22 protein-coding genes are annotated in these 23,416 nt (G+C 66.0%); 11 read left to right on the forward strand and 11 right to left on the reverse strand.

The features are described from left to right. The first annotated feature begins 58 nt into the window (after positions 1–58). The 7 genes from FRZ44_RS08050 to recQ all read left to right on the forward strand — a co-directional run bounded on the left by FRZ44_RS08050 (position 59) and on the right by recQ (position 8,553). Positions 59–1,132, forward strand: coding sequence for an ABC transporter substrate-binding protein (locus FRZ44_RS08050; protein ID WP_191908475.1), 1,074 nt, complete (start codon positions 59–61; stop codon positions 1,130–1,132). A gap of 189 nt (positions 1,133–1,321) precedes the next feature. Continuing rightward, a complete protein-coding gene (locus FRZ44_RS08055; RefSeq protein WP_151176701.1) occupies positions 1,322–2,197 on the forward strand; it encodes an ABC transporter permease in 876 nt (291 codons plus the stop codon). After that, on the forward strand, positions 2,194–3,003 hold the full coding sequence (locus tag FRZ44_RS08060) for an ABC transporter permease (protein WP_151176702.1): 810 nt from the start codon (positions 2,194–2,196) through the stop codon (positions 3,001–3,003). Before FRZ44_RS08055 ends, FRZ44_RS08060 begins: the two co-directional genes overlap by 4 nt. Next, on the forward strand, positions 3,000–4,079 hold the full coding sequence (locus FRZ44_RS08065; RefSeq protein ID WP_151176703.1) for an ABC transporter ATP-binding protein: 1,080 nt from the start codon (positions 3,000–3,002) through the stop codon (positions 4,077–4,079). Before FRZ44_RS08060 ends, FRZ44_RS08065 begins: the two co-directional genes overlap by 4 nt. Before the next feature lie 75 nt (positions 4,080–4,154). Then, entirely contained in the window at positions 4,155–5,342 is a 1,188-nt protein-coding gene (gene rhmD / locus FRZ44_RS08070) for an L-rhamnonate dehydratase (protein ID WP_151176704.1), read from the forward strand. A 67-nt stretch (positions 5,343–5,409) separates the two neighbouring features. Continuing rightward, entirely contained in the window at positions 5,410–6,474 is a 1,065-nt protein-coding gene (locus FRZ44_RS08075; protein ID WP_151176705.1) for a LacI family DNA-binding transcriptional regulator, read from the forward strand. A 228-nt stretch (positions 6,475–6,702) separates the two neighbouring features. After that, on the forward strand, positions 6,703–8,553 hold the full coding sequence (recQ, locus tag FRZ44_RS08080) for a DNA helicase RecQ (protein WP_151176706.1): 1,851 nt from the start codon (positions 6,703–6,705) through the stop codon (positions 8,551–8,553). A gap of 3 nt (positions 8,554–8,556) precedes the next feature. Here the strand turns inward: recQ and FRZ44_RS08085 are convergent, their stop codons facing one another. Then, entirely contained in the window at positions 8,557–9,168 is a 612-nt protein-coding gene (locus FRZ44_RS08085) for a hypothetical protein (RefSeq protein WP_151176707.1), read from the reverse strand. A gap of 95 nt (positions 9,169–9,263) precedes the next feature. Between FRZ44_RS08085 and FRZ44_RS08090 the strand changes: the two genes are divergently transcribed. The 3 genes from FRZ44_RS08090 to FRZ44_RS08100 are packed head-to-tail and all read left to right on the forward strand — an operon-like array spanning position 9,264 to position 10,914. Next, positions 9,264–10,028, forward strand: coding sequence for a hypothetical protein (locus FRZ44_RS08090; RefSeq protein WP_151176708.1), 765 nt, complete (start codon positions 9,264–9,266; stop codon positions 10,026–10,028). Positions 10,029–10,041: 13 nt separating this feature from the next. Beyond that, the gene (locus tag FRZ44_RS08095) at positions 10,042–10,536 is read left to right on the forward strand and encodes a hypothetical protein (RefSeq protein WP_151176709.1); all 495 of its coding nucleotides are present in this window, start codon (positions 10,042–10,044) and stop codon (positions 10,534–10,536) included. 24 nt (positions 10,537–10,560) lie between these two features. Further along, positions 10,561–10,914 (forward strand): hypothetical protein, encoded by a 354-nt coding sequence (locus tag FRZ44_RS08100; RefSeq protein ID WP_151176710.1) that lies wholly within the window; start codon positions 10,561–10,563, stop codon positions 10,912–10,914. 68 nt (positions 10,915–10,982) lie between these two features. On the opposite strand, the gene FRZ44_RS08105 is transcribed toward FRZ44_RS08100, so the two are convergent. The 10 genes from FRZ44_RS08105 to dprA all read right to left on the reverse strand — a co-directional run bounded on the left by FRZ44_RS08105 (position 10,983) and on the right by dprA (position 22,568). Beyond that, positions 10,983–11,282, reverse strand: coding sequence for a helix-turn-helix domain-containing protein (locus FRZ44_RS08105; protein WP_151176711.1), 300 nt, complete (start codon positions 11,280–11,282; stop codon positions 10,983–10,985). 90 nt (positions 11,283–11,372) lie between these two features. Further along, the gene (locus FRZ44_RS08110) at positions 11,373–11,819 is read right to left on the reverse strand and encodes a helix-turn-helix domain-containing protein (protein WP_225308596.1); all 447 of its coding nucleotides are present in this window, start codon (positions 11,817–11,819) and stop codon (positions 11,373–11,375) included. Continuing rightward, a complete protein-coding gene (locus tag FRZ44_RS08115; protein ID WP_151176712.1) occupies positions 11,819–12,112 on the reverse strand; it encodes a type II toxin-antitoxin system HigB family toxin in 294 nt (97 codons plus the stop codon). The genes FRZ44_RS08110 and FRZ44_RS08115 overlap by 1 nt, the downstream gene beginning before the upstream one ends. 201 nt (positions 12,113–12,313) lie before the next feature. After that, positions 12,314–12,481 carry a 50S ribosomal protein L33 gene (gene rpmG / locus FRZ44_RS08120; RefSeq protein WP_151176713.1) on the reverse strand — a complete coding sequence of 56 codons (168 nt, stop codon included), beginning with the start codon at positions 12,479–12,481 and terminating at the stop codon, positions 12,314–12,316. A gap of 121 nt (positions 12,482–12,602) precedes the next feature. Next, on the reverse strand, positions 12,603–13,289 hold the full coding sequence (locus tag FRZ44_RS08125) for an NUDIX hydrolase (RefSeq protein ID WP_151176714.1): 687 nt from the start codon (positions 13,287–13,289) through the stop codon (positions 12,603–12,605). 48 nt (positions 13,290–13,337) lie between these two features. Continuing rightward, positions 13,338–14,933, reverse strand: a complete 1,596-nt coding sequence (locus tag FRZ44_RS08130; RefSeq protein WP_191908476.1) for a S41 family peptidase — start codon at positions 14,931–14,933, stop codon at positions 13,338–13,340. Positions 14,934–15,356: 423 nt separating this feature from the next. Then, positions 15,357–17,708 (reverse strand): ribonuclease R, encoded by a 2,352-nt coding sequence (rnr, locus tag FRZ44_RS08135; protein ID WP_151176716.1) that lies wholly within the window; start codon positions 17,706–17,708, stop codon positions 15,357–15,359. A gap of 54 nt (positions 17,709–17,762) precedes the next feature. Further along, positions 17,763–18,059: a cupin domain-containing protein gene (locus FRZ44_RS08140; protein WP_151176717.1), complete on the reverse strand. Its 297-nt coding sequence runs from the start codon at positions 18,057–18,059 to the stop codon at positions 17,763–17,765. A gap of 198 nt (positions 18,060–18,257) precedes the next feature. After that, positions 18,258–21,110, reverse strand: coding sequence for a type I DNA topoisomerase (gene topA / locus FRZ44_RS08145; protein ID WP_151176718.1), 2,853 nt, complete (start codon positions 21,108–21,110; stop codon positions 18,258–18,260). A gap of 102 nt (positions 21,111–21,212) precedes the next feature. Then, positions 21,213–22,568, reverse strand: coding sequence for a DNA-processing protein DprA (gene dprA / locus FRZ44_RS08150; RefSeq protein WP_151176719.1), 1,356 nt, complete (start codon positions 22,566–22,568; stop codon positions 21,213–21,215). A gap of 197 nt (positions 22,569–22,765) precedes the next feature. On the opposite strand from dprA, the gene FRZ44_RS08155 reads away from it, so the two are divergent. After that, the gene (locus tag FRZ44_RS08155) at positions 22,766–23,389 is read left to right on the forward strand and encodes an FMN-binding negative transcriptional regulator (protein ID WP_151176720.1); all 624 of its coding nucleotides are present in this window, start codon (positions 22,766–22,768) and stop codon (positions 23,387–23,389) included. Positions 23,390–23,416 lie beyond the last annotated feature (27 nt).

Raw genomic sequence — 23,416 nt, forward strand, 5'->3', positions numbered from 1 at the left:
GGGCTCCGCTTGCGCCCCTCGAGGGCGAACTCGGTCCGGACATGGGAGGAGACCCAAGGTGAAACAACAGACTGAGACCCGACGTGGATTGCCATTCTGGCTTCGCGGCGTGGCGGCCGCGGCACTCTTGTCGCTCTCGGCGGGCGTCGCGCATGCCGAGGACTCGATCAATGTCGCCGGCTATGCGGGCGCCACATGGGACGCGATCACGAAGGATTATCTCGTGCCGCTGAAGGCCAAAACCGGCCTCGACGTCAAGCTGGTGACCGAGCCGAACCTGGCGAAGCTCAAGGCCATGGTTGAGGCGGGGCGATGCGAATATGAGGTCATCGAGCTGTCCGGCTCGGAATTCGACATCGCGAAGAACAGCGGCTGGCTGCAGAAGATCGATTACAGCATCGTCGATCCGGAGAACCGGATGCCGGCGGAGGCCAAGGATCCCTACGGCTTCCTGTTCGTCACCTTCTCCGAGCTGATCGCCTATCGCGCCGACAAATTTCCCAATGGCGGGCCGAAGAACATGGCCGATTTCTGGGACGTGAAGAAGTTCCCGGGACCGCGGACCCTGCATGATTCGGTCGTGCCGGATCTGGAGTTCGCGCTGCTGGCGGACGGCGTCAAGAAAGAGGATCTCTACAAGGTCCTGGCCACGGACGAAGGTGTCGATCGCGCCTTCAAGAAGCTCGACGAGATCAAGCCGTCGGTCGTGAAATTCTGGACCGCCGGGGCCGAACCGATCCAGATGCTGGCGAACGGCGAGGCCGCCATGGCGATCGCCTGGAACGGGCGCATCAAGAAGCTCCAGGATGATGGCACCGACGTCGTCATGGTGTGGCAGGACGCCAACACCGATTCCAGCCACTACGGAATCCCGAAGGGCTGCACCAACACCAAGGGTGCGGCCACTTATTTGAATGCCTGGACCAATCCCGAATGGGCGGCCAACTGGACCAAGGATATTCCCTATCCGGGCTTCGTGCCGGGCGTGACCGAGCAACTCGACCCCGCCTTGGCCAAGAACCTGCCGACCTATCCGGACAATGTGAAATCCGCCTTCTTCACGGACTGGTCCTTCTGGGTAAAGAACCGGGAGAAGTTGGAAGCCCGTTGGAAGGAATGGCTGCTGAACTAGACCTCGGACTCTGACAATGGCGCACTTGGCGGGCAGGGAAGGTCCTGTCCGCCAAGATTGCGCAAAACCGGGATAGAGCGGCCGCTATGATGAGGCCGGCGCGCGATCCTGCCGAGCCGCCCCCGGTATCCGAGGCCGCAACCGGTTCCGGCGCCGCGGAGTCCGCACTGCCCCCATGACGAAGCGAGCATGACAGACCCCGACAGCATCAGGACCGGGCATGAGGGAGCGGGAAGGGGCCGGCCGGTCGCGCTGCTATTGCTGCCGGCCTTGCTGCTGGTGGCGGCATTCTTCGCCTATCCGATCCTGGACTTGACCAAGGCCAGCCTGTTCGACCCGGATTTCACTACGGCGCATTTCGTCAAATTCTTCACGCAGAATCTCTATTGGCGGGTGTCGTTCAACACGGTCGAGACGGCCTTCGTGACGACGCTGCTTTGCGCGGTGATCGGCTACCCGGCCGCCTGGTTCCTCGCCCACAGCCCGCAGAAGCTTCGGCCCTTCCTGATCTTTCTGATCCTCCTGCCGATGTGGGTCAGCGTTCTCATCCGCAGCTACGCCTGGATGGCGGTGCTCGGCCGGGAAGGAATCATCAACAGCCTGCTGATGGGCACAGGGCTGATCTCCGAGCCGTTCGCGATGCTCTACACCACCGGCGCCGTGCATCTGGCGATGGTCCAGATCCTGCTGCCGATCATGATCCTCACCTGTTACGGCGTGATGCGGGAGATCGAGCCCGATCTGCTGAAGGCCGCCCATGTGCTGGGCGCCGGCCGGTTCCGGGCGTTTCTCCATGTCTATCTGCCCTTGAGCCTCAGCGGCCTGCGCAACGGCGCGGTCGTGATCTTCATCCTGTCGATGGGTTATTTCATCACGCCGGAGCTGGTCGGCGGCCGCAAGGACATGATGATCGGCAATCTGATCGTCTTCCAGATCGACAAGCTGGCCAATTGGGGCTTCGCTTCGGCCATCGGCATCATCCTGCTGATCGCCACGATCGCCATGGTCCTGCTGCTGCGGGCGGGGCTCGACCGGGTGGTGCCGTCCGCCGGGAGGGCCGAATGACGGCCCGCGCGCGCCGCCGCCCCGGTATCCTGATGCCCGGCTATTTCGCCCTGGTGGTGTTCTTCCTGCTGTTTCCGATCGTGATCGTCATCCCGATCTCCTTCGTCGACGCCCAGTTCCTGACCTTTCCGCCCGAATCCTACTCGCTGCGCTGGTATCGCCGCTATTTCACCGATCCTGATTTCGTCGACGCGACCCTGCTCAGCCTCGGCGTCGCCTTCGCGGCCACGACGATCGCAACGGTCTGCGGCACGCTGGGCGCCCTGGCGCTGACGCGCGCGCGGATCTTCGGCAAGGGGGTGATCTACGGCCTGCTGCTGTCGCCGATCATCGTTCCCGGCATCATCTTCGCCCTCGGCCTCTATGTCTTCTTCGCCGAGCTGGATCTCCTCGGCAACGGGTTCGCGCTCGTCATGGCCCATGCCTGCCTGGGCCTGCCTTTCTCGATCCTGATCGTCTCGGCGACGCTCGAGCATTTCGACGTCACGCTCGAACGGGCGGCGCGTGTATCGGGCGCCGGCCCGATCCGCACCTTCTTCCATATCACCCTGCCGGCGATCAGGCCCGCCGTCTTCGCGGCCGCGGTCTTCGGCTTCTTCATCTCGTTCGACGATCTGGTCCTGGCACTCTTCGTGATGGGCCGTGAATACACGCTGCCGGTGCGCATCTGGCAGGATCTGCGCTTCGAGATCGATCCGACCGTCGCGGCCACCGCATCCCTGCTGATCGTGCTGACCTCGATCGGTATCGCCGTTGGCGGGATGCTCCAACTGCAGGCCCGCAAGCGTCTGGGAGGCGCTCCATGACGCGCGGCGCCGTCGTCGAGTTCAAAAATGTCTCCAAGCATTACGGCAATGTCGCCGCCGTGGCCGGTTGCGACCTCCGCGTCGAGGCCGGCGAGTTCTTTACGCTGCTGGGGCCCAGCGGATCGGGCAAGACGACGCTGCTCAACATGCTGGCGGGATTCATCGAGCCCGGCGGCGGCGCGATCCTCATCGACGGCGTCGATGTGACTTCGATCCCGACCGAGAAACGCAATATCGGGATGGTGTTCCAGAATTACTCGCTCTTCCCGCATATGAACGTGGCGCAGAACGTCGCTTTCCCGCTGAAGATGCGCAGCGCCGACAAGGCGACGATCCGGGGTCGGGTGGATTCCGCACTGGAGCTGGTTGGCCTCGCCGCGCTCCGAGATCGCATGCCGAATCAGCTTTCGGGCGGCCAGCGCCAGCGGGTCGCCATCGCGCGGGCGATTGTGTTCGAGCCCAAGGTGCTGCTGATGGACGAGCCGCTGGGCGCGCTCGATCTCAAGCTGCGCGAGCGCATGCAGATGGAGATCCGGCATTACCGCGACCAGATCGGCTGCACGGTCATCTATGTCACCCACGACCAGGGCGAGGCGCTGACGCTGTCGGACCGGATCATGATCATGAATGAGGGGCGGCCGGTGCAGGTCGGCAATCCCGAAACGATCTATGACCGGCCGGCCTCGCGCTTCGCGGCCGAGTTCATCGGCGAGACCAACATCCTGACGCTTGCGTCGAAACCGGGGGCAGGCTGGGCGATCGAGGAGCTCGGCGTGCCGTTCCCGGGCCCGGCTTCGGCCGCATCCGGCAAGGGTGTCCTCCTCTCGGTCCGTCCCGAGAAGATCATGCGCGCCGATGCCGCGGGCGGCGGATCGGGGCCGGCGGTGCGGTTCGAGGCCATCATCGCCGAGATCATCTTCTCCGGCGACATCCACCGTTACACGGCGCGATGCGCCGGCGGCAAGACGGTGAGCTTCAAGGAACATCGCACGGGCAGCGGCACGGCGCTCAAGCCCGGCGACAAGGTGGCGCTGGCATTTCAGGCCGAGGCGGCGGTGCCGCTGCAGGAAGCGTGAGCGCCGGCTCTCGAACGGAACGCGGCGCGGGGCCGACGGCGCCCGCGAGCAATTGATCGGAACAAGGGAACGACCATGACGAAGCGGCGAATTGCGGATATCCGGGCCTTCGTGATCGACCAGGCCGGGACGGGCGGCGATTACAGCCATCGGGAATCGGGTCACTGGCTGGTGGACGATCTGGTCGCCAATCCCATGTCGGTCTATCCGGAGTACCGGGTCTCGCGGAACAGCTGGGGCATGGGCGTGCTAGGCAGCATCCTGGTCGAGGTCGAGACCGACGACGGGCAGGTGGGGGTGGCGACGGGCCTCGGCGGCGATGCCGCCTGTTTCCTGATCGAGCGACATTTCCGGCGCTTCGTGGTGGGCTCCGACCCGCATGACCTCAACCGGATCTGGGACCAGATGTATCGCGCAAGCTCGGTCTATGGCCGCAAGGGCCTGCCCGTGGCTGCGCTGAGCGTGGTCGACCTGGCGCTCTGGGACCTGCTGGGCAAGATCCGCGGCGAGCCGGTCTACCGGATGATCGGCGGCAAGACCCGCGACCACCTGAATGTCTATGCCACGGGCCCGTCGCCGGATGTCTATCGCGAGCTGGGATTCATCGGCACCAAGGTGCCGCTGCCGCATGGGCCCGCCGACGGGCTCGCGGGCCTGCGCGCCAATCGCGACTTCATCGCCGATGCCCGCCGCAAGGCCGGCCCCGATCATCTGCTGATGGTCGACTGCTACCTGTCGCTCGACGTGCCCTATGCGATCGCGCTGGCGGAGATCCTGCAGCCCTTCGACGTCAACTGGATCGAGGAGCCGCTCCAGGCGGACGACTGGCAGGGCTTCAAGCTGCTCAAGGCGGCGCATCCGAAGATGAAATGGACCACGGGCGAGCATGAATACACCCGCTACGGCTTCCGCCAGCTGATCGACGGCCGGCATATCGACATCCTGCAGCCGGACGTGATGTGGGCGGGCGGCCTGACCGAGCTCCTGCGCATCTGCGCCATGGCGGCCGCCTATGACATACCGGTGGTGCCGCATTGCAGCGGGCCCTACAGCAATCACCTCGTGATCTCGCAGCCCAACTGTCCCTTCTCCGAGTTTCTGATCACCAGCCCGAAGGGCGACGAGATCCGGCCGCTGTTCGGCGATCTGTTCGAGGGCGAGGTCCTGCCGCAGCGGGGCTCGATCGGCGTCTCCGAGGCGCCAGGCTGGGGCTTGACGGTGCGCCGGGATGCCGTTGAACTTCGACGCCCCTACGACAGCTGAGATCGAGGGGCTGCAGGCCGCGATCGCGGCCGGTCCCCTCATCGATAAGGCCCGATAGCCCGCCAGGATGCCGCCCTCCAAACCCACCAGCAGCGCCAGGGCGACCCTGGCCGACGTCGCCAGGCATGTCGGCGTCTCGGCCATGACCGTCTCGCGCGCCATCAGCCAGCCCGACTCGGTCGCCAAGCCGACGCGCGACCGGATCATGGCGGCGGTGAAGAAGCTGGGCTATCTGCCCAACATGGCCGCCGGCACGCTGCGGTCGAGCCAGAGCTTCATCATCGGCGGCGTGGTGCCGACCCTGGGCTTCTCGATCTTCGGCGACACGGTCCAGGGCATATCCGATGTGCTCAATGACAGCGGCTATCAGCTGATCCTCGGCTGCTCCGGCTATTCGCTCGAGAACGAGGAGAAGCTGGTGACGGCCCTGATCGGGCGGCAGGCCGACGGCATCATCCTGACCGGCACGCTCCATTCGCCCGAGCTCGTGCCCTATCTGCGCGGCAGCGGGATTCCAACCGTCGAGATGTGGGATATCAGCGAGCCGCGCATCGACATGGCCGTCGGCTTCTCGAACTTCGACCTGGGGCAGGAAATCGGGCGCCATCTCGTCGCCTGCGGCTACCGGCGGCTGGGTTACGTCTCGGGCACGCCCGAGCATGAGAAGCGCGAGAAGCGCGCCGCCGCGCGAAGCCGCGGTTTTCTCGCGGCGGTGCGCGAGGCGGGGCTGGCGCCGCCGGCCCGGGTCAGCGTGCCCGATCCGCTCGACATGGAGGGGAGCGGCGTCGTCGCGGCCGACTTCATCGCGGCCCATCCCGAGATCGACGCGCTGCTCTGCATCAACGAGATCGTCGGCGTCGGCACCCTCTACGAGGCGCAGCGGCGTGGCTGGAAGATCCCGCAGAAGCTCGGCATCGCCGGCATGGGCGACGCCAATATCGCGCATCTGGTCCATCCCGGCCTGACCACGATCCATATTCCCGGCTACAAGATCGGGCAGCTGAGCGCCGAGATGATGCTGGCGCGATTGAGTCATGGTCGCGTCAAGAAGCGCGCGGTCGATGTCGGCTTCGAGCTGGTGATCCGCGGCAGCACGCGATTGCCGGAGAAGGCGGGGCCGGCGAAGCGGTAGGACCGGCTCGCAGGGCCATTGACAGCGTGGGCCAACCATGGCGACATGGAATTGGTATCATGATTAAATAATACAATTAAAACGTGTATCCGGCAACGAGGGTCGCCGGCTCGGGGCAACAATCGGTTGCCTCGTCGCGGCTGCGTGGCTCAGATACTCGATGGACCCTCCGAGTCGGCAGGGGCCAGCCGTAGGCCCATGAATGCCTGAGTTCATAATGCGCGTGCCATGAACATCGCCAGTCCGACCCTGTCCCAGACCCATCGCGAAGCGCTGTCCTCGAACCTGGCCGAGGTGTTCGGCTTCACCGAGCTGCGTCCGGGCCAGACGGAGGCGATCGAGGCGCTGCTGGGCGGGCGCCATGTGCTGGCGGTCATGCCGACGGGTGCGGGCAAGTCGCTCTGTTATCAGTTGCCGGCGCTGGTGCTGGGCGGGCTCACCGTGGTCGTGTCGCCCCTGCTGGCGCTGATGCGCGACCAGGTGGCGGCGCTGCGCCTCAACGGCATCGCCGCCGGCAGCATCAATTCGGACCAGAGCCGCGAGGACAATGTCGCGGTTTGGCGGCAGGCGCAGGCGGGCGAGATCCGGCTGCTCTATCTGTCGCCGGAGCGGCTGATGACCGAGGCCATGCTCAATGCCTTGGCCAAGCTCGATCTGCGGCTGATCGCGATCGACGAGGCGCATTGCATCTCGCAATGGGGCCCGGCGTTCCGCCCCGAATATGAGGCGCTGGCGGGCCTGCGCGATCGCTTTCCCGGCGTCCCGATCATTGGCCTCACCGCCACGGCCGATCCGGCGACGCGGGCCGATATCGAGGCCAAGGTCTTCGCCGGCAAGGCGGTCTCGGTGGTCACGGGCTTCGACCGGCCGAACCTCTCGCTCTCGGTCACGCTCAAGGACCACTGGAAGAAGCAGACCGTCGCCTTCGTGAAGGCGCGCAAAGGCCAGAGCGGCATCGTCTATTGCCTCTCGCGCAAGAAGACCGAAGAGGTCGCGGCCCTGCTGCGCGAGGAGGGTCATGCGGCCCTGGCCTTCCATGCCGGCATGGAGAGCGCGGTCAAGCAGCAGGTCCAGGACCGCTTCATGACCGAGCCCGGTATCGTCATGGTCGCGACCGTCGCCTTCGGCATGGGGATCGACAAGCCCGACATCCGCTATGTGCTCCATACCGACCTGCCCGCGAGCCCCGAGGCCTATTACCAGGAGATCGGCCGCGCCGGCCGCGACGGTCTGCCCGCCGACACCATGCTGCTCTACGGCCTCGACGATATCCGCATGCGGCGCGTCTTCATCGAGCAGGAGGAGAGTGCCGCAGAACGCAAGCGACGCGAGCATAAGCGGCTCGACGCGCTGATCGCTTATTGCGAGGCGCCGGAATGCCGGCGGCGGATGCTGCTGCGCTATTTCGGCGATGAGAGCGCGCCCTGCGGCAATTGCGATGTCTGCCTCGATCCGGTCGAGACGCTCGACGGCATCAAGGAGGCGCGGCTCGTGCTCGAGGCGGTGATGCGCACCGGCCAGAAATTCGGCGCCGCCCATATCGTCAATGTGCTGCGCGGCAACAAGAACGAGAAGACCGCGAGCTTCCGTCACGAGGGCCTGAGCGGCTTCGGCGCCGGCGCCGACCGGCCGCAGGGCGAGTGGCAGGGCGTCATCCGCCAGATGGTCGCGGCCGGGCTGCTCGATATCGACATCGCCGGCTTCGGCGGCTTGCGCGCGACGCCGGCGGGCCAGGCCCTGATGCGCGGGGAGGGGAGCTTCCGCTACCGCCCCGATCGCCTCGGCAAGGAGCGGAAGGGCCGGCGCGAGAAGTCGGCGGCGGCGCAGGCGGTCGACAATCTCGATGCCGCCGGCGGCGAGCTGCTGCAGCGCCTCAAGGCCCTGCGCCTCACCCTCGCCAAGGCACGCGGTGTTCCCGCCTATGTGATCTTCTCCGATCGCACGCTGGCCGACATGGCCGCCAGGCGCCCGCGCAACGCCGACGAGTTCGCCGAGGTGTTCGGCGTGGGCGAGGCCAAGCGGCGGGATTTCGGGCGGCTGTTCCTGCAGGTGATCGGAAGCGGTTCGGAATCAGACTGACGTTCATACCCGCACTGAGTCGAACCGAATCCCGATCAGTCGCTCTCTCTGAATTACATCTTTCGCCGTCTCGCTCAGAATGATGAGCGGATGCATCTCATTGCCGCTGCCGAACAGCAAGTCGGTCCGCGAGAGATCGGTCGTCGGCGCCGACTTTAGGCATGCCGGGTTAAGGCCGACAATATCGCGAAAATGACTGCATGCCGGGCAGCGACGCAAGAAACTTGTATGGCTGCGCTCTCCATCGAAGGACACGACTGCCGTCGGCTTGAGATGGAAGAATTCAGAGTCGGCAGGTAGTTCTTGAAAACCGACTCCCGTGAGCTTGGCTCGCAGGCACGCTTCCTTGAATTTTCGCGAGACGATCTGATAGCCGTCGTATGTATAAGACACGTCATAGACGCGTCTTTTCACGCGAAATGCGGGATTGATATAGAACGGGTCGGTCTTATAACCGCATTTTGCGCAGACGGCGAGACCGTTCAACCCGTCGAAGAGCCGGTCGGTTGACCCGCACATGTTGGAGTCGTTGTCGGGCGCTTGGAGTCTGAACCAAGTCGACACCTCTGGTTTCCCTTTGCTTTTCGGCAGCAGTAACGCGATGACCGGGCTCATGCGAACCCCTGGTGACCAGGATAACCGGAGGTTGTAGGATCAGGCAAGAGAGGCGGGCCGTGTGAATATTCACCGCTTTGGGAATGCGTGAACCTATGAAACGCAGATGTCCGAAATGTGAAAAGCGGGCGGTGTCGGTCTGGAGCGCCGACGCACAGACGTTGCATTGCTCGGCTTGTGGTGCCTATTTCAGACATTCGCGACTTTGGGCCGAGACGTGGTTCTGGGGCTTCGCTCTTCTGCTCGGCAACGAGATCGGCGTGGCGCTGCTTGCGTTCGCTCTTGTTCTTTCGGTCTCCGATCCGTTGTCCTGGTGGTCCGTCCTATCGGCCGCGCTTCTCCTGGCATGGGTCGCGGTTTTCGCGTTCCGAGCGTTCATTCCTCTGCGCGAGGTCGAGGCGCCCGACCCTGCGGGGAAGCGCCGGAGTTGGCGTCATAGAAGCCTGCATCTCCTGCTCATTGCCTTGCCCTTTCTGCAATGGGTGCTTCCGTTCGTCGATCGGTCCGACTATCAGGTCAACTTGCCCGTGGCGGTCGCCGTGGCGTCGGTTGCGGTTGGCTTCCTGGTCTATTCCATCTTGCTCAACGGCCGCTATATCTATTATCGAGGACGGCGGCGACGCTTGGTGGGAAACGGTCAGGCCCCGGCCTTGGCGGATTCGAACTTAGCCCTCACGCTCGTTTCCCCCTGTTGTTTGGCCGGGATCTCGCTGGCGGTTTTCTATTTTCAGATCAACGGCGCCGACAGCGACTTGCTCAAACTCGGCCTGATCGCGCTCGCTGCGGTCGCGTCGCTGGCCATGCTGCTCATGGGCTGCTACTGGGCCGGGCGGCATTCGACCCGTCTCGCATTTCGATGAGGCGGCCGGGCCGATGGGACGCCAGATCAATTTCTTCCTGACCGCCGAAGATCAATTGGCCTTCGAGGAACATCTCAAGAAGGCGGGGGATTTCGTCGCCATCCGTTGGAAATCTGACAAGCCGGAGCCGGCGGTGGTGGATTTGTCAGCTCAACGGAGTGTGCTGTTCCTGCGGTTGGTCTTGCCACAGCACCTTGCCAAAGTCTCGATGCAGCCAATTCTCACCCGTCGGGAATACAGCGTCGATGGTTTGATCTCGCCGGTGGTGGAGTATTCGCGATGCCCTCAGGAGGATCGCCTGATCCGCCGCGGCCGCCTCTATTTTCAGGAAGGCTATTTCGATGCTGCCGGCAAATGGATCGTGAAGGACGAGGCCTTCATCACCTGGGCGCGGCGGTTGCGCGAGACAGCGCGTCGATTCTTCAAGAAGCGGCGCATCAGCTTTTTCTATCTGGGCGAAGGCGCAGAGAAGGCGAAGGCTGCGGGTTTCGAGCTGTCGCACCTCTAGGGGTTCTGGCTTGGAGAGAGGCAAATGATCGTTAAGAGGCCGCCCGCACGTTTGATCATCGCGATCATTGTCGTTCTCATCGTCGCGGTGACGATGTCCCAGACCATGCGAGCGTCCGAAACCAAAACGACCGAACGGATTTCGGCCGCCGGTTTCATCGCCATTCGCACCGCTGCGCAGAAGCTGGAAGAACAAGGCGTGCCGGTTGACGGCTATAAGATCTCGGTGGAGACGTCGGCCGCCGGCATTACCGTGTTCTTCCTCGATCCGAAGGACTGCGGCTCGGGTTGGCGAGGAAACTGCGGCGATATGGCGGGCTTCGAAGCGGAGCTGACGGCGGACGGCAAGCAGGTCCTCAAATCTCACTTCATCCGGTAAGCCCCCAAAAGCCGAAGGCCGCGCACCTTTCGGTCTCGCGGCCTCCTAGCCTCACGACGGCACTGCGACTATCCGGCTTTCGGTCGGTGACCTGCCGCTGCGGTGGCCGTGATCGCCGTATCCAGTTCCAGGGCCGTCAACAGGCGCATCAGTTGCTGACTGGACAAATTCCTCAGCCGGCCATTGAGCAGAGCGGAGACCGTCGGTTGATCGATCTCCATGAGCGCGGCAGCAGCCTTTTGAGTCAGGCGGCGATGCTTGATGATGCGCCATATATGGTGCGCCAATTGTGCCTTGGCGAGTTCCTCTTCGGGTTCGGTAAGACCCAGATCGGCGAACACATTGCCGCTGCCGGCGGTCACGGACATTCGGGATTTCCGCTTTTTGACCATTGGCCATGATCCTCTCTGGCGCGCTCGAGCCGGCGTCCGCAGGGCAACGGGGATGCGGTGAGGCGACTAGGCTCGTGGTGCCGATCGTCGCGACCGCTTGCGTGCCACGCTAGGCGCTGCGGCCCTGGTCCGTCGGGGCGACGAGGCAAGCGCGTAGGGGCCGATCAACGCCTCGGCTGGAATCTTCAATGTACGATGCAGGCGCCAGATCATGGGCAAAGTGAGATGCCGCTTGCGCGCCAGAATCTCGGAGACGCGCGCTCTCGATCCCAGAATTGGCTCGAGCTGCGCACGCGTCACGCCGCGTTGTTCCATGGCAAATTCGATGGCGGCGACGGGGTCGGGCGGATCGATCGGCCAGTGCCGGTTCTCATAATCGCCGATCACCAACGCAAGGAGATCGAAGCGATCGCCTTCGCGTGATCCCGGTACCGGCTCCTTCTCGAAGTAGCGCTCGATCTCCTTCAGCGCGGCGTCGTAGTCGGCTTCATTCTTGAGCGGACGGATCTGCATCAGACGGTCCTCGGGTCGATGTCGTCATAGTCTGCGTGAGTGCCGATGAACTTCACCAGAACGCGCTGGTAGGTGTAGGAGACATGCACGACCAGCCGGTATTTGTTCCCGCCGATGTCGAAGATCACCCGGTTGTCGCTGACGAAATCGGCCGTCCCGTAACGGGCCTTGATGTCGGCAGACCCCTTCCACGAGGATTTGGCGACGACGGCGTACCAGCTGCGCAGCGGAGCCTCGGCTTGGGGATGCTTCGCCCAGAACTGTTTCAAGGTCCGGCGGGCGATGATCTGCATGGTGGCACTTTAGGATGTTCCCATTGTGGGAACAAGCTAAATCCGATGGTGGGAACAAAGAGGCGGGGGGTGCCGTAACGCCACCGTGGCTGTAGGTTTGTCCCCCAAAAGCCGAAGGCCGCGCACCTTTCGGTGTCGCGGCCTCCTAGCCTCTCGACGGCGCTGGGGCTAACCCCGCGCCGGAGCGCGTGCGAGCGCTCCCTACTTGATCTTGTATTCCTTGAACGCGACATGCTTGCGCGCGACCGGATCGTACTTCTTGAACTCGAGCTTCTCGGTCTTCGTGCGCGGGTTCTTCTTGGTCACGTAATAGAAGCCGGTGTCGGCCGTGCTGACCAATTTGATGAGGATCGTGCTGCTCTTGGCCATGGTGGGCCGCTCCTGAAAACCGCTTCAAAACAGGCGGCGGAAGATAAGCGTTTCCCGGTTTAAGTCAAGTTTTCCGGGGGGTTGTCGGGGGTGGCGGAACGCCCCGGCGGCCGGTCTCGGCCTAGCCCCGGCGGGGCTTGGCTACATCCTTGATATAGCGGAACAAAGCGGGATTCTCGGCGCCCGGGCGGTGGCCCCGCTGCCAGCGCCGGAGAGCCTCCGCCAGCACATATTCGGTCACATCGACCAGGTTCATGCTCGCCATGGCCTCGACCGGGCGCCAGGCCAGATCCACGAGCTCGCCATCGCCGGCGAGCTGGCCCTGGGCCGCCGCCCCGTCGCCCAGGAAGAAGCGGCTGTTATAGCGCCGGTGCGAGCTCCGGGGCGTGATCGCCCGGCAGATGAAATCGAACGCCTCGAAGCGGGGCGCCAGGCCGCGCTCGGCGAACTGGCGCCAGATGTCGGCCCTGGGCGGATGGGCGGGCTGCGGGCCGGGCGCCCCAATCAGCAGGCCCGTCTCCTCGAAGGTCTCGCGAATGGCGGCGCGCAGGTAAGTGGCGGGACGCTTGCGCGGCGCCGCCCGGCGCAGCGCGGTCTCGACCCCCGGGGCCAGATGCTCCTCGAAGCCGGAGGGCAGCCGGTCTTGCGGATCCACGCGCCCGCCCGGGAAGACATAGATGTCGGGCAGGAACTTCGCCTTGCCATGGCGGCGTCCCATCAGCACCTCGGGGCCGCCATGGGCGCCCTCGCGCAGCAGGACGATGCCCGCCGCGTCGACCGGCCTGACCAGAGGGATCGTCTCGGTCACCGGGAGCCGACCGTGTCGCTCGTCATGTTTCGACCGCTTCGCTCCGGGCTATGGAGCCTGCGTGACGGCGGCGGCTTCGGCGGCATCGGCCGGCGAGGGTGACTCGCCCAACGCCACCGCACGGGTGTAGAGCAGCGGCTTGTGGATCAGGTCCAGCGCCATCTCGACATCGGTCGCGGGTTCCGACTTCACCTGCGGGCAGGTCTTGCGCAGCTTGTCCATCTCGGCCGTGTCGGTGGGTTTCAGCGCGTTGCGCTCGGCCACGGGGATGGCCCGCAGCTCGTTATGCTCGAGCTCGGTCATCAGCTCCGACGGGCTGTGGCCGTTGGTGCAGATCGACGGCAACACGCCGAGCTTGTTCAAGGTATAGCCCGAGGGCGCATGGAAGCGCGCCCAGGTGAGGGTCAGCTCGCCGCTGTTGGGCAGGCGCAGCACCGTCTGCACCGTTCCCTTGCCGTAGGAGTTGCTGCCGATCACGACCGCGCGGCCGCTGTCCTGCAGCGCCGCCGCCACGATTTCCGAGGCCGAGGCGGAGTTGCCATTGACCAGCACCACGATCGGCCGGCCGTCGGCGAGGTCGCCCGCGGTCGCTTCGAAATACTGATGGCTGTCGGGATGGCGGCCATGGGTCGAGACGATGCGGCCCTTCTGCATGAAGACGTCGGAGACCGCGACCGCTTCGTCCAGGAGCCCGCCCGGATTGCTGCGCAGGTCCAGCACATAGCCGGTGATGTTGGCGGCGCCGATCTCCGACTTCGCATGGGAGATCTCGCGCTCCAGGCTTTCGGAGGTGTCGGAATTGAAGCCGTAGATATGGAAATAGGCGACGTTGCCTTCGGGGTGATAGACCACCGTCTCCGGCACCACATGGGCGCGCGACAGCAGGATCGTCGTCGGTACGGTGGTGTCGGCCTTCAGCAGCTTCAGCTCGACGCGGCTGTCCACGGGCCCGCGCAGCTTGTCCACCACCTGGTGCTGGTCGAGCCCCGCCACATCCTGCCCGTCGATCGCGAGGATGATGTCGTCGGTCTGCAGGCCGGCGCGCTGGGCCGGCGTGTAGTTCATGACCGAGATGATGCGCACGCGGCTGTCGGCGACCGCGACCTTCACCCCGATCCCGCCGAAGCCGTCGCGCGAGGCGCGGTTCTCGTCGGCGTCGGCCGCGCTCGAATAGCGCGAGAAGCCGTCGAGCTTCGAGACCATGCCGTCGAACACCGCCTCGTAGATCTTCTCGGGCGGGGTCAGGGCCAGTTTCGCCGAATGGAGCTTCGCGGTCTCGACATAGCGGGCGGCGAGCTCGCCCCAGTCGGTCGCGTCATAGGCGGAGGGCGCATCGAAGCGAACCGATTCCTGGCCGTCGATGTCGAGCTCGACCTCGGTGCTGTTGCGCCGCAGGCCGATCGCCGGATCGAAGGCATCGAGGCGCTTCAAGCCCTCGACGGTGACGTCGCCCAGATTGATGCGGTCGATATAGACGGCGTCGATGTCGTTCAGGCCCGTCACGAACATGTCGCGGGTCTCGTCACGGTCGCCGGTGGCCGTGCCCGGGCCGTCCGTGCTGCCGCAGGCCGCGAGAGCCAACATCGTCATGAGCGCTGCCAGCGGCAGGAGCCGCGGCGCGCTGTTGATCAGTCTCCCACCCATCCGGGTGTCCTCATCACGATCGAAGTCGGGGCCAGGTCCCGCGCCTTGGTTACGAGCCGGCTGCCGGGCCGGATTGGCTGGCAGATTAGCAAAAAACGGCGAAAAGGCGACATATCTCCGCGCGACCTGCGGCATTTTTGCCGGAATTTCATGGAGATGGGCGCTGGGAACCGGTGTCGTTCCCAAAAACTTCACCCCCTTCCCCGACGGCGAAGCCGGCGAGCGGGAGGGGGTAGGGGGAGGGTATTCGATCCCGGGGCGAGACGAGTGAATCCCCTCCCCCAACTTTTGGGGGAGGGCAGGGAGGGGGATGGCTCGGTCCACGATCTCGTCGGGATGCGAAGGGGCCGATACCGAGCAGCCCCCTCCCCAACCCTCCCCCAAAAATTGGGGGAGGGGATTCCCTCGCCGCTTCGTCTGGACCTAGCGCTTCTTCTTCCCGCGCTTCGGGCCCTTGCCGCTCTTCGCGCGCGGTCCTTTGCCGGCGCCGCGGGGCGGGCTTTTGCGCTTGGCGCCGCCGCGCTTGCGCGAGGGGGGCGCGAAGCCGCCCGGCTTGCGCCCGTCCGGGCGGCCGCGCGGACGCGCTTCGGAAACGCGCAACGAGGTCGGCTCGGCGGCCGCGTCTTCGCCTTCGATGATATGGAGCAGCAGCCCGCCGGTGGCGGCGTCGGCCTGTATGAGGCGCAGATGGACCGGCTCGCCCAGCCGGTATTCGCGGCCCCAGCGCCGGCCGATCAGCGCATGGGCGCGTTCGTCATGGTCGTACCAGTCGTCGGGCAGGCTGCCCATCGGCACCAGCCCGCTGGCACCGGTATCTTCCAGGGTCACGAACAGGCCGAAGCGGGTGACGCCGTTGATGCGGCCCTTGAAGACCTGGCCCTCGCGATTGGCGAGAAAGGCGGCGGCATAGCGGTCCATCGCGTCGCGCTCGGCCGCGGCGGCGCGGCGCTCGGTCGAGGAAATATGCTGGCCCAGGCTCTCGAAATTCGCCTCGGCGTCCTTCGGCAGGCCGTCATCGCCGAAATGATGCGCGTCGATCAGCGCGCGATGGACCAGCAGGTCCGAATAGCGCCGGATCGGCGAGGTGAAATGCGCATAGCGCGAGAGGGCCAGGCCGAAATGGCCCAGGTTATGCGGGCTGTAATTGGCCTGGGCCTGGGTGCGCAGCACCAGGTCGTGGATCATCGCGGCGTAGGTGGTGCCGCGCACCTTCACCAGCAGCTCGGTGAACATCTTCGGCCGCAGCACCTGGCCCTTCGCGAGATTGAGGCCGAGGCCCTTGAGGCTTTCGCGCAGGGCGTCGACCTTGGCCGCGTCCGGCTGGTCATGGACGCGATACATCACCGGCTGGCGCTTGACCTCGAGCGTCTCGGCCGCGGCGACATTGGCCGCGATCATGAATTCCTCGATCAGCTTGTGGCTGTCGAGGCGCTCGCGCGGCGCGATCTTGAGGATATGGCCCTGCTCGTCGAGCACCACGCGCCGCTCGGGAATGTCGAGCTCGAGCGTGCCGCGCCGCTCGCGCTCGGCGAGCAGCGCCTTGAAGGCGCCATAGAGCGGCTTGACGACGGGCTCGAGCAGCGGGGCCGTGAGGTCGTCGGGCTGGCCGTCGATCGCCGCCTGCATGCGGGTGTAGGTGAGGCGTGCCGCCGAGCGCATCAGACCGCGATAGAAACGGTGCGAAAGCTTCTCGCCCCGGTCGTTGAAGACCATGCGCACGGCCAGGCAGCCACGGTCTTCGTTGGGTTTCAGCGAGCACCAGCCGTTGGAGAGCTCCTCGGGCAGCATCGGCACGACGCGGTCGGGGAAATAGACCGAGTTGCCGCGCTCGCGCGCGGCACGATCGAGTGCCGAGCCGGGCGTCACATAATGGGCAACATCCGCGATCGCGACGACAACCTGCCAGCCGCCGGAATTCTTCGGATCGTCATCCTCGGTGGCCCAGACTGCATCGTCGAAATCGCGCGCATCCTCGCCGTCGATGGTGACGAGCGGCATGTCGCGCAGATCGGTGCGCGTGCCCAGCGTCACGGGGCCGGCATTCCGGGCCTCGGTCAGCGCGTCCTCGGTGAAGCGGGTCGGGATCTCCTGCTCGGCGATGGCGATCAGGCTGATGGTCCTGGGCTCGCCGAACCGCCCCAGCCGCTCCGCGACGCGGCCCTGCAGCCGGCCGGTGCGATGGGTGTGCAGCACCTCGAGCGCCACCAGCTCGCCGGGCTCCGCACCGTTGGTGTGCGGCGGCATGATGCGATATTCGGCCTTCACGCGACGGTCGGTGGGGCGCAGCTGTCCGCCGCCTTCGGGATGTTTCTCGAAGATGCCGATGATGCGCGAGGGCTGGCCGACCAGCTGGCGGATCAAGCGCGCGCTGTAGCTGTCGGCACCGGTGCGCGAGAGCCGTGCCAGGATGCGGTCGCCCGCGGCCAGGGCCGGGCTTCCACGGCGCTCGGGCGCCACCTCGATGCGCGGCGGTGCCTCCTCGCTGGCCCAGCTCACGGGCCGCGCCAGCAGATCGCCGTCGGGATCCGGCCCGTCGATCACCAGCACCGCGACCTCGGGCAGGCTGCCGGGCGGGGCCATGCGCCGCTTGCGGCCGCGATCGACCTCGCCGCTCTCGGCCAGCTCCTTCAGCAGCGCCTTCAGCGGAATCTTGTCGGCGCCCTTGATCTGGAAAGCGCGCGCGATCTCCCGCTTGCCGACCGGCGTCGGGCTCTGGCGGATGAAGTCGAGGATCTGTTCGCGCGTCGGCAGCGACGGCGCCTTGCCGCGGACCATGGGCTTATGAGTTCCGCCCGGCCTTGCGGCCGGGCTCGAGGAGCGGGGAGCGGATCAGGGCTTGGTCTTGAATTCGATTTCGACGAACGCGAACTCGTAGGCGTTGGCGTTGATCACGTTATGCTCGACGCCGAGGGAGCGGTAATAGGAACGGCCCGCCTCGAGTTCGGCGAACTTCTCTTCCTTGCCGTCCCACAGCTTGAGCTTGCCGGTGGTGAGCGGCACCACGACATAGTCGTATTCGTGGCGGTGCCAGGTGGTCTCCGCGCCCGGCGCGAAACGCCACTGGATCACCCGCACGCGATCGTTATCGACCTGCAAGGTGGGCTGGGCCTGGGGAACTTGGGCCATGGTCGGCGGGTCCTTCATGCTGGAATTCGAGGAGGCGCCAGCATAGCAGAGGCGGGCGAGGAGAGGCGCGGGGGCTCGGGAAATTGTCCCCTCCCCCCTTGAGGGGGAGGGTCAGGGAGGGGGAATACGCGGCATCGATCCAGTCTTCCCACTCCCTGGCCCTCTCCCGCAGGCGGGAGAGGGGATTCAGCTTCCGCTTTATTCCCCGTCCGTATCCGACGCGGCCGGCTCGGTCCTGGCCTTGGGCTTCGCCTTGGCTTTCGTTTTCGCCTTCGATTTGGCCTTGGCCTTCGCGGGCGCCTTGGCCTTGGCCGGCGGCTTCGCGGTGGCGGAGGCGGCGGCCTTGATCCTGGGCGCCTTGGGCTCCGCGAGTGCGGCGTCGTCGTTCGCGGGCTTGGCTTTCGCCTTGGCCTTGGCGCCGCCGCGCTTCACGCCCTTGGCCTGGGCGCGGGCCTCGATCAGGGCCACGGCCTGGTCGACCGTGAGCTGGTCGGGTTCGATATCCTTGGGCAGGGTCGCGTTGATTTTGCCATGCTTGACGTACTGGCCGTAGCGCCCGGCATGGAGCGTGATGGGCTGGCCGTCGGCGGGATGCTCGCCGATCTTCTTGCCCGGCGCGCCGCCGCGCCCGCCACGGCCCGTCGAGGGCTCGGCCAGCAGCGCCACCGCGCGATTCATGCCGATGGTGAGGACGTCGTCATCCTTGCCCAGCGATTTGAAGCGGTCGCCATGCTTGATGTAGGGGCCGAAGCGGCCGATGCCGGCGACGATGGGCAGCTGATCCTCAGGATGCGGACCCAGCAGGCGCGGCAATGACAGCAGAGACAGCGCCTTGTCGAGCGTGACGTCGGCGGGCGACAGGCCGCGCGGCAGCGACACGCGCTTGGGCTTGGGCGGTTCCGGCGTGGTGTCGGCGGGCGCGGTGCCATTCGCCTTGCCTGCTTCCTCGTCCTTGCCCTTGGCCTTCTTCTTTTTCTTCTTGGGCTTGGGCGCGCCCGGCACGGCTTCGCCCAGCTGGATATAGGTGCCGTAGGGACCTTTGCGCAGGCTCACCGGCAAATTCGTCGCCGGATCCTGGCCGAGCAGCTTCGGCCCCATATCGACATCGGACCCGTCCTCGCCATTGCTGACACCGAGCCGGCGGGTATAGCGGCAATCGGGATAGTTTGAGCAGCCGATGAAGGCGCCGAACTTGCCGAGCTTGAGCGAGAGGCGGCCCGCCTGGCACCCCGGGCAGACGCGCGGATCGCTGCCGTCGGCGCGCTCGGGGAAGAAATGCGGCCCCAGCTCCTTGTCGAGCTCGTCGATCACCTGCGTGATCGAGAGATCCTTGGTGCCGGCGATGGCGGCGGAGAAGTCGCGCCAGAAATCGCGCAGCACCGTCTTCCAGTCGATCCGGCCGCCCGAAATCTCGTCGAGCTGATTCTCAAGATCGGCGGTGAAGTTGTATTCGACATAGCGGTTGAAGAAGCTCTCGAGGAAGGCCGTCACGACGCGGCCGCGGTCCTCGGGCACGAAGCGCTTCTTGTCGATCTTCACATAGTCGCGGTCCTGCAGGACCTGGATGATCGAGGCATAGGTCGAGGGCCGGCCGATGCCGAGCTCCTCCAGCCGCTTCACCAGGCTCGCCTCGGAGTAGCGCGGCGGGGGCTGGGTGAAATGCTGCTCCGGCGTGACCTCGGTCGGCGTGACGCCGTCGCGCTCGGTCAGGTTGGGCAGGCGGCCGCCATTCTCCTCCTCGTCGGAGGGATCGTCACGATCCTCCTGATAGAGGGCGAGGAAACCGTCGAACAGGATGACCGAGCCGGTCGCGCGCATGACGGCCTTGCCGTCCTTCGAGACGATGTCGATGCCGACCTGGTCGAGCTCGGCGCTCGCCATCTGGCTCGCGACCGTGCGCTTCCAGATCAGATCGTAGAGGCGGGCTTCGTCGGCCTCGAGATAGCGCGCGACGTCGGAAGGCTTGCGGCTGATATCGCTGGGACGGATGGCCTCGTGGGCCTCCTGGGCGTTCTTCGCGGTCGATTTGTATTGGCGCGGCTCGGAGGGCACATAGCGCGCGCCATGCTCCGCCGCGACCAGCTTGCGCGCGGCCGCGATCGCTTCCTGCGAGAGCTGCACGCCGTCGGTGCGCATATAGGTGATGAGCCCCACGGTCTCGCCGCCGAGATCGACACCTTCATAGAGCCGCTGGGCCACGCGCATGGTGCGGCTGGCGCCGAGGCCCAGCTTGCGAGAGGCCTCCTGCTGCAATGTGGACGTGGTGAAAGGCGGGAAGGGATTGCGGCGGACGGTCTTGCGCTCGACCGAGCGCACGGTGAAGGGCTCGCCGCCCGTGACGGTCGCGACCGCGCGCTGGGCGGCCGCCTCGTTGGCGAGATCGAACTTCTCGAGCTTCTTGCCGTCGAGCTCGGTCAGACGTGCCGGAAAGATCTGGCCGGCGGCGGTGCGGAACTTGCCCTCGACCGTCCAATATTCCTGTGGCTTGAAGGCTTCGATTTCTTCTTCGCGCTGGCAGATGAGGCGCAGCGCCACCGACTGTACGCGGCCGGCCGAGCGGCTGCCGGGCAGCTTGCGCCACAGCACGGGCGACAGGGTGAAGCCCACCAGATAATCGAGCGCGCGGCGCGCCAGATAGGCCTCGACCAGCTCCTTGTCGAGCGCGCGCGGATGGCGCATCGCGTCGAGCACGGCGGATTTGGTCACCTCATTGAAGACGACGCGCTCGACCTCGATGCCGTTCAGCGCCTTGCGCCGCTTCAGCTCCTCGGTCAGGTGCCAGGAGATGGCCTCGCCCTCGCGGTCCGGGTCGGTCGCCAGGATCAGCTTGTCGGCGCCCTTGAGCGCGGCGGCGATCTCCTTGAGACGCTGCTCGCCGCGGCCCTCGACCAGCCAGCTCATGGCGAAGTCCTCGTCCGGGCGCACGGAGCCGTCCTTCGGCGGAAGGTCGCGCACATGGCCGAAACTGGCCAGCACGTGATAATCCTTGCCGAGATATTTGTTGATTGTCTTCGCCTTGGCAGGCGATTCCACGACGACGACGCTGTTCATCGGCTCCGTCTGTTCCGTTTCGGCTCCGCAGATCCCGCCTGCAAATCCAGTGATTTAACGCTTCGCCCGTGACAGGGCGGCGCGTCGGCGACAGCAGCGGGACTAATCCGACAGGAGCGAAACGCGGTCGCCCGGATGGCGCTCCAGCCGGCCGGCGAGCTCGAAATCGAGCAGCGCCGCCCGCAAGACGGGGGGTGACATTTGGCATCGCCGGACCAGTTCGTCAACCGATACCGGCGCAGAACCCAGCAATTCCGCGAGTTTGCGGGTGGGTTCGACCGCCGCCGCCGCTCCGTTTCCAGCCGGCTCCAGGCCGTCTGAAGTGCCGAGACTGGCTCGATTTTCCTTAACGAGGTCTTGCGCTGCCCGACCGGCCTCCGCCGAGGCGGCCTGCGACCCATCGCCCGAGGGGAGATCGGATCGATCCGGGGCGGGCGCAAGGGGCGACTCCGGGGCCGGGGGCGGTAATTGGGTCCGAATCGAGACGATCCCGGCCGAACCCGCGGGTAGGGTGGCGCCCGCGGCACGGCCGGCGGTCACGGGGACTGCACATATAGAGTGTGGCTGCAGGTCGAGCTCCGGGTCGAGCCCCAGATGGAGCAGGGCGTCGGCCGCGGTTTCGACCAGCCCGGCGCCCTCGCGCAGCAGCTGGTTGGTGCCCCGGCAGCGCGGGTCGAGCGGCGAGCCGGGCACGGCCATGACCTCGCGACCCTGCTCGAGCGCGAAGCGCGCGGTGGTGAGCGAGCCCGACTTGAGCGCGGCCTCGACCACCAGCACGCCGCGCGACAACCCCGAGACCAGGCGATTGCGGCGGGGAAAATGGCGGGCCTGCGGCTCGGTGCCGAGCGGCATTTCGGAAATCAACGCGCCGCCCTGGTCGAGAATGGCCTGGGCGAGGCTGTCATGCTCCGGCGGATAGACCTGGTCGAGGCCGCCGGCGAAAACCGCGATGGTGCCCGTGGCGAGCGCACCCTGGTGGGCGGCAGCATCGATGCCGCGCGCGAGGCCCGACACCACCACGAGGCCCGCGGCCCCCAGATCGCGCGACAGCTCTTCGGCCAGCTTGCGGCCACCGACGGACGCGTTGCGCGCGCCGACCACGCCGATCGACGGGCGCAGAAGCAGGGCGCCATCGCCGCGCAACGAGAGCAACGGCGGTGCATCCTCGATCGCCGCCAGCGGCTCGGGATAGCCCGCCTCGCCCAGCGCCAGGAATTTTCCGCCGAGGCGGGCGAGGGCGGCGATCTCGTCCTCCGCCTGCGCGCGCGAGGGCGGACGCAGGATCTCGGCGCCGCTCGCCCGCGCCAGCTCGGGCAGGGCCCGCAGGGCCTCGGCCGCGCTGTGGAAGCGATCCAGCAGCCGGCGAAACGTGACCGGCCCGATGCTGAAGGTCCGCGCCAGCCGCAGGCGGTCGGCACGTTCGGGATCGCTCAGGGCGGCTTTGCCGGCGGGCTGCATGGAGTCGAGTTTATGATTTCAGAGAATAATCGTCAATATATACAACTATAAGATGTGTGCGGCCACAAGATGGCCCTGGAGCTCCGCCATTGTCACCGGGACATCGCGATCCCAACGCATCGCTTGATCCCGTCGCCGATCCGCCCGACCATTGTTTTTTTGGATGCCAGCCCAGGAAGCCAGCAAGGAGCAGCGCCGTGTATCTGCCGCCGGCCTTTCGCCAGGACGACCTCGCCGAGATATTTGCCACGATGCGCGCGGCGCGTCTCTGCAACTTCGTCACGGCCACTGCCGAGGGGCTGATGGCGACGCCGCTGCCGCCCATCCTCGACGACAAGGAGGGCGAGCGGGGTGTGATTTACGGCCATGTCGCTCGCGCCAACCCGCAATGGAAGACCGCGCCGATCGGCGAGGCCATGGCGCTGTTCACGGGGCCGGACGCCTATGTGACGCCGTCCTGGTACGCGACCAAGCGGGAGACCGGCAAGGTCGTGCCGACCTGGAACTACAGCGCGGTGCATGCTTATGGTCCGGTCGAGTTCTTCGAGGATGCCGACCGGCTGCTCTCGATCGTCACGCGGCTGACGGCCCTGCATGAGACGCCGCGCGCCCAGCCCTGGGCCGTGAGCGACGCACCGGAAGATTTCATCAAGGCCCAGTTGCGCGGCATCGTCGGCTTTCGCATGCCGATCACCCGCCTCGAGGGCAAGCTCAAGATGAGCCAGAACCGCACCGCCGAGGACCGGGCCGGCGTCGCCGCCGGTCTCGCATCGAGCGACCGTCCCTCGGATCGCATCGTCGCCGGGATGATTCCGAAGTAAGCGCGTAGCGGCAAAGCCCCCTGCCGC

The organism is Hypericibacter terrae (assembly GCF_008728855.1).
Classification (GTDB): Bacteria; Pseudomonadota; Alphaproteobacteria; order Dongiales; family Dongiaceae; genus Hypericibacter; species Hypericibacter terrae.

What these genes read in the sequence shown, in the direction of transcription:
- topA (WP_151176718.1), bottom strand. Translation starts at nt 21,110, where the DNA reads ATGAACAGCGTCGTCGTCGTGGAATCGCCTGCCAAGGCGAAGACAATC.
- FRZ44_RS08090 (WP_151176708.1), top strand. Translation starts at nt 9,264, where the DNA reads ATGAAACGCAGATGTCCGAAATGTGAAAAGCGGGCGGTGTCGGTCTGG.
- FRZ44_RS08065 (WP_151176703.1), top strand. Translation starts at nt 3,000, where the DNA reads ATGACGCGCGGCGCCGTCGTCGAGTTCAAAAATGTCTCCAAGCATTAC.
- FRZ44_RS08095 (WP_151176709.1), top strand. Translation starts at nt 10,042, where the DNA reads ATGGGACGCCAGATCAATTTCTTCCTGACCGCCGAAGATCAATTGGCC.
- recQ (WP_151176706.1), top strand. Translation starts at nt 6,703, where the DNA reads ATGAACATCGCCAGTCCGACCCTGTCCCAGACCCATCGCGAAGCGCTG.
- FRZ44_RS08115 (WP_151176712.1), bottom strand. Translation starts at nt 12,112, where the DNA reads ATGCAGATCATCGCCCGCCGGACCTTGAAACAGTTCTGGGCGAAGCAT.
- FRZ44_RS08100 (WP_151176710.1), top strand. Translation starts at nt 10,561, where the DNA reads ATGATCGTTAAGAGGCCGCCCGCACGTTTGATCATCGCGATCATTGTC.
- FRZ44_RS08075 (WP_151176705.1), top strand. Translation starts at nt 5,410, where the DNA reads ATGCCGCCCTCCAAACCCACCAGCAGCGCCAGGGCGACCCTGGCCGAC.
- FRZ44_RS08105 (WP_151176711.1), bottom strand. Translation starts at nt 11,282, where the DNA reads ATGTCCGTGACCGCCGGCAGCGGCAATGTGTTCGCCGATCTGGGTCTT.
- rnr (WP_151176716.1), bottom strand. Translation starts at nt 17,708, where the DNA reads ATGGTCCGCGGCAAGGCGCCGTCGCTGCCGACGCGCGAACAGATCCTC.
- FRZ44_RS08055 (WP_151176701.1), top strand. Translation starts at nt 1,322, where the DNA reads ATGACAGACCCCGACAGCATCAGGACCGGGCATGAGGGAGCGGGAAGG.
- FRZ44_RS08110 (WP_225308596.1), bottom strand. Translation starts at nt 11,819, where the DNA reads ATGCAGATCCGTCCGCTCAAGAATGAAGCCGACTACGACGCCGCGCTG.
- FRZ44_RS08130 (WP_191908476.1), bottom strand. Translation starts at nt 14,933, where the DNA reads ATGGGTGGGAGACTGATCAACAGCGCGCCGCGGCTCCTGCCGCTGGCA.
- FRZ44_RS08060 (WP_151176702.1), top strand. Translation starts at nt 2,194, where the DNA reads ATGACGGCCCGCGCGCGCCGCCGCCCCGGTATCCTGATGCCCGGCTAT.
- FRZ44_RS08085 (WP_151176707.1), bottom strand. Translation starts at nt 9,168, where the DNA reads ATGAGCCCGGTCATCGCGTTACTGCTGCCGAAAAGCAAAGGGAAACCA.
- dprA (WP_151176719.1), bottom strand. Translation starts at nt 22,568, where the DNA reads ATGCAGCCCGCCGGCAAAGCCGCCCTGAGCGATCCCGAACGTGCCGAC.
- FRZ44_RS08140 (WP_151176717.1), bottom strand. Translation starts at nt 18,059, where the DNA reads ATGGCCCAAGTTCCCCAGGCCCAGCCCACCTTGCAGGTCGATAACGAT.
- rpmG (WP_151176713.1), bottom strand. Translation starts at nt 12,481, where the DNA reads ATGGCCAAGAGCAGCACGATCCTCATCAAATTGGTCAGCACGGCCGAC.
- rhmD (WP_151176704.1), top strand. Translation starts at nt 4,155, where the DNA reads ATGACGAAGCGGCGAATTGCGGATATCCGGGCCTTCGTGATCGACCAG.